The organism is Actinoplanes sp. NPDC048791, assembly GCF_040650095.1.
Taxonomy (GTDB): Bacteria; Actinomycetota; Actinomycetes; order Mycobacteriales; family Micromonosporaceae; genus Actinoplanes.
Map to the genome: position 1 here is coordinate 1 of NZ_JBEZGQ010000695.1, position 4,576 is coordinate 4,576.

Here is a 4,576-nt window from a genome sequence, read left to right on the forward strand (position 1 = left end):
TCCGACACGAACGTGCGCAGGGCCGGGACCGCCCCCGGCGGGGGCTGCTCCCACAGGTCGTCGACCAGCAGGTCGACCGGCACGACCCGGCCGCGGGCGATCAGCAGGCGGGCCAGCACGGCCCGGTGCCGGGGACCCTTCAGCGGTACGGGGCCCAGCGCGGTGCTCGCCCGCACGGGTCCGAGCACGCCGAAGGCCACCATGACCCCATCTAAGCAGCGTGTTGATCCGCTGCTCATCCACTGCTGATCCCGCCCGGGCAGCCTGGCCGGCATGAACCCTTCGATCACCGGATTCGACTATCAGCGGGTCACCGTCGCCGAGGACGTGGCGCTCAACGTCGCGGTCGGCGGCTCGGGCAGCCCGATCGTGCTGCTGCACGGCTTCCCGCAGACCCACCTGATGTGGCGGCACGTCGCCGCTGACCTCGCCGCCGACCACACCGTGATCTGCCCCGACCTGCGTGGCTACGGCGCGAGCGACAAGCCCGCCGGCGACGCGTACGCGAAGCGGACCATGGCCGCCGACATCGTGGCGCTGGCCCGCGCGCTGGGCCACGACCGGTTCGCCCTGGCCGGGCACGACCGTGGCGCGCTGGTCGCGATCCGGGCCGGGCTGGACCACCCGGAAGCGGTCACCCACCTCGCCTCGCTGGATGTGCTCCCGACGCTGGACATGTGGGACGTCATGCACGGCGTCAGCGCCGCGGTGGGCTTCCACCTGTACCTGATGGCGCAGCCGCCCGGGCTGCCCGAGGAGCTGATCGGTGCCGCCCCGGACGCCTTCTTCGGCCACTTCCTCGACATCTGGACCCAGGACCCGCAGGCGATCCCGCCCGAGATTCGTGCCGCCTACCTGCGGGCCTGCCGCGAGGCGGTCCCGTCGATCGTCGCCGACTACCGCGCCTCGGCCGGCGTCGACGTGGAGCACGACCGCGCCGACCGGGCGGCGGGCAGGCAGCTGCGGATGCCGGTCACGGTGCTGCAGCAGGACTGGGGCGCGGCGCTGGGTTTCGACGCGGCCGGCATCTGGCGGGCCTGGGCGCCGGACCTGGAGCACCGTACGGTCTCGTGCGGCCACTACATGGCGGAGGAGGCCCCGGCCGAGGTGGTCAAGGCGTTGCGCGGTCTGCTGAGCCGGTAGCGGACCGGGCGGCCAGGTGGTCCTGCAGCAGGTTGTGGCGGAACTGGTAGACGCCGCCGGCCTGCCGCAGGACCCCACGGTCGTGTGCCTCGCCGAGAAAGCCCATCAGCCGCAGGGGAGCCCGTCCGCACAGGAACAGCGCAGCACGGGCCGCACAGAACTGACCCCAGGCGCTGGAGAGCACCACCGCTGCCGGCAGGAGCAGCCAGAGGACGCCGAAGAAGAGGACGTCGATCAGCGGCTCACCGCTCGACTCGCCGAGGGTGGACCAGGCCGTGGTGGCGAGCAGGACGCTGGTCGCGAGGGCCACGAAAGCGGAGGTGCGGTCGTCGGCCAGCAGCGCGGCGGGACTCAGACCGCGCTGGTCGTCGCCGCCGGCGTGGATGCTTCCGGACACCAGGGGTGCGCAGAGCCCCGCGGCCAGGGTGCCGACGATTCCCGCTACCGGCTCGCCGGCGAGGACGGCCACCACGCCGACCGGGCAGGCGATCAACAGCCAGGTCGCGCGGCTGGCGGTGACACGGACACGCCGGGGATGGCGTGGACTCTCGAAGACCCGGCGGATGAGACCCGTCGTCACGGCAACGGCGAGCCCGGCGTTGAGCCCGCCCCACAGCCAGCCCAGCTGGGGGTACAGCGCGGGCAGGTCCACCATGCCGAAGACGCCGAAGATGCAGAGGGTCAGGGCGAGGAGAGTGGCGACGCCGGTGACGAGGATCGTCCCGGCCTGCACAGCCGGGCCGGGAGGAATCTCGTTCAGCTGCCACCAGGCCAGGTCGTAGGTGTGCTCGCGGCGCAGGTGCCGGGCCAGCGTGGTGAGGCGGCGCCGGGCCCGGTCCGCCTCGGCGGGGGTACGGCCCGGACGACCGCCGACCGCCGCCGTGTACGCCGCCGGGACCAGCTGTCGCAGCAGATGCGTCTCGATGCCGGCCCGCGAGGTCGCCCAGCCGGCGCTGACCAGCTCGCCGGGATCGCTGTCGCGGTGCTGGTAGACCACGCGAGCGAGCCAGATCATCAGCGGCGTGGACAGGGTCTGCGCCAGCGGCGAGTCGTCACCGGCGGCCAGCCGGGCCAGCACCGGGTTCCACCGGGGGATCGGCTGGTCGGTGCCGTCCGTCAGGTAGCGGGCCGCGTCGTCGGGGGTCATCGGTTGCAGCTCGACGACCGGCGTACGGGCCAGCGGCGTCGAGTCGTGCACCGCCCGCTCGTACGCCCTGGTCCGGCTGGTCAGCACGAACCTGGCGCCGGACCCGGCGGCCGAGGAGATCGCGGTCAGCGCGCGGCTGTGGTGGCTCGGGCCGATCTCGTCGAGGCCGTCCAGGATCGGCAGGATCATGCCGCGGGCCACCAGTTCGCGGGCCAGCGTGCGCCGGGTGCCGCCGGAGGCCTCCACCACCGTGGACAGCAGCCGGTGGTCGGTGGCCAGCCGGGCGGCGATCCACTCGTCCAGCGGCTGCGCCGGGTCCCAGCCCGCCACCGGCAGCAGCACCGGCACCGGATCGTGCTCGCCGCGGCGGTGCAGCAGTTGCAGCGTCAGGTGCAGGACCAGCATGGACTTGCCGGCTCCGGGCTCGCCGAGCACGACCAGGCGGCGGGGCGAGTCCGGATGGTCGAAGACGTCGGCGACCCGGTCGTAGGTGCCTTCGAGCGGGATCTCGCCGGCGTCCGGCACGCCCCGGACCGCCGCCCAGCTGGCCATGACGAGCCGGGCCCGGCGGCTCACCTGCCACCGCACGCGCAGCGGCCACGGGTCCTGGATCTGACGCGCGACTTCCTCGGCCGTCCACTGTTCGATCTGAGCGCGGGCCAGTACGGCCCGGGCGGCCGCGAGCCGTTCCGGGGTCACCGTCCCGGCCGGGCCGGTGTCCTGGATCCACAGCCAGCGCAGCGCCGTCACCAGCACGGCGGCGGCCGCGGTGCCGCCGAAGATGATGCTCGACCACTGGTCGGCGTGCTGGCGGCCCTCCTCGGTGAGGAACCAGGACAGCGCCCCCGCGGCGGAAACGGCGATGATCAAAAGGACGAAGAACCACACCCGGGGACGTTTCCACCACATCGGCACCCCGACATGATGGCCAAGCGGCTCCCGCGGGCGTACCGGCCGTACGGCCAGTCTCAGGAGTCGAAGCCGAGGCCGACCTTGTCCAGAGTGCGCAGCCAGACGTTGCGGCGGCCCTCGTGGGCGTCGGCCCGGGCGATCGACCAGCGGGTCAGCTCGATCACCCCGGACCGCACCGGTTCCGGCGGGAACGGCACCGGCTTGCGGCGCACCATCTTGAGCCGGGTCAGCTCGGTACGTTCGCCGGTGAGCAGGTCCAGCATCACGTCGGCGCCGAAGCGGGTGGCTCCCACGCCCAGTCCGGTGTAGCCCACCGCGTACGCGAGCCGGCCGCTGTGCGCCGTACCGAAGAACCCGCTGAACCGGCTGCACGTGTCGATCACGCCGCCCCACTTGTGCGTGAAACGCACGCCGTCGAGCTGCGGGAAGGTCTGCGCGAAGTGTTCGGCCAGCACCGCGAAGGTGGCCTCGCGCTGGTCACGTTCCGGGCTGATCCGCCCGCCCCGGTAGTAGATCGCGTCGTAGCCGCCCCAGAGGATCCGGTTGTCCGCGGTGAGCCGGTAGTAGTGGAACTGGTTGCCCGCGTCGCCCACCCCCTGCCGCCGCTTCCAGCCCACCGAGGCGAGTTGCGCGGCGGTCAGCGGCTCGGTCATCAGCACGTAGTCGTAGATCGGGACGACGTAGTGGTGCAGGCGGCGCAGCAGGTTGCCGTGCGCGCCGGTGGCCAGTGCGACCTTCGCCGCGTCCAGCCGGCCGCGCCAGGTGTGCAGGCTGAGCCCGGCGCGGGTGGTGCTGATCCGCTCGACCGGGGAGTTCTCGTAGATCCGGACGCCCAGCTCCAGGCAGGCCCGGCGCAGTCCCCAGACCAGGCGGGCCGGGTCGACCATCGCGCAGCCGGTACGGTCCCAGACCCCGCCGAGATAGGTGGGGGAGTCGACCTCGGCGCGGACCTGGTCGCGGTCCAGCAGCGTGACGTCCAGCCCGCGGGCGGTCGCCTCGGCGTGGTACGCGGCCAGCTCCCGTACCTGCCAGTCCGCGGTCGCCACGTTGAGCTCCCCGGTACGGGCGAAGTCGCACTCGATCCCGTACCGGTGGACGGTCTGCTCGATGCCGTCCAGGTTCGCCCGGCCGAGCCGCTCGAGGGTGTCCATCTCGTCGGGGAAACGGCTCAGTCCGTTGTCGAAGCCGTGGGTGAGGCTGGCCGCGCAGAACCCGCCGTTGCGCCCGGAGGCCGCCCAGCCCGCCGTACCGGCCTCGATCACCACGACGTCGCGGCCGGGGTCGCGTTCCTTGGCCAGCAGAGCCGTCCACAGCCCGCTGTAGCCGGCGCCGACCACGGCCAGGTCCGCCGTGCCGATCCCGTCCAGCGGGTCG

General features: G+C 73.2%; 3 protein-coding genes and 1 pseudogene. 1 reads left to right on the top strand and 3 read right to left on the bottom strand.

Annotated features, from left to right (window positions below; all coding sequences use genetic code 11):
- Positions 1 to 203 (bottom strand): annotated as a pseudogene (locus AB0C29_RS34735) (SARP family transcriptional regulator); the annotation flags it as partial.
- A 70-nt stretch (positions 204 to 273) separates the two neighbouring features.
- Here AB0C29_RS34735 and AB0C29_RS34740 point away from each other — a divergent pair.
- Entirely contained in the window at positions 274 to 1,143 is an 870-nt protein-coding gene (locus AB0C29_RS34740; protein ID WP_360829441.1) for an alpha/beta hydrolase, read from the top strand.
- Here the strand turns inward: AB0C29_RS34740 and AB0C29_RS34745 are convergent.
- Together AB0C29_RS34745 and AB0C29_RS34750 are read right to left on the bottom strand one after the other, a co-directional pair.
- Entirely contained in the window at positions 1,112 to 3,199 is a 2,088-nt protein-coding gene (locus AB0C29_RS34745; protein WP_360829447.1) for an NACHT domain-containing protein, read from the bottom strand. The genes AB0C29_RS34740 and AB0C29_RS34745 overlap by 32 nt on opposite strands.
- A 59-nt stretch (positions 3,200 to 3,258) precedes the next feature.
- A partial coding sequence (locus AB0C29_RS34750; protein ID WP_360829444.1) for an FAD-dependent oxidoreductase occupies positions 3,259 to 4,576 on the bottom strand: 1,318 nt, incomplete at its 5' end.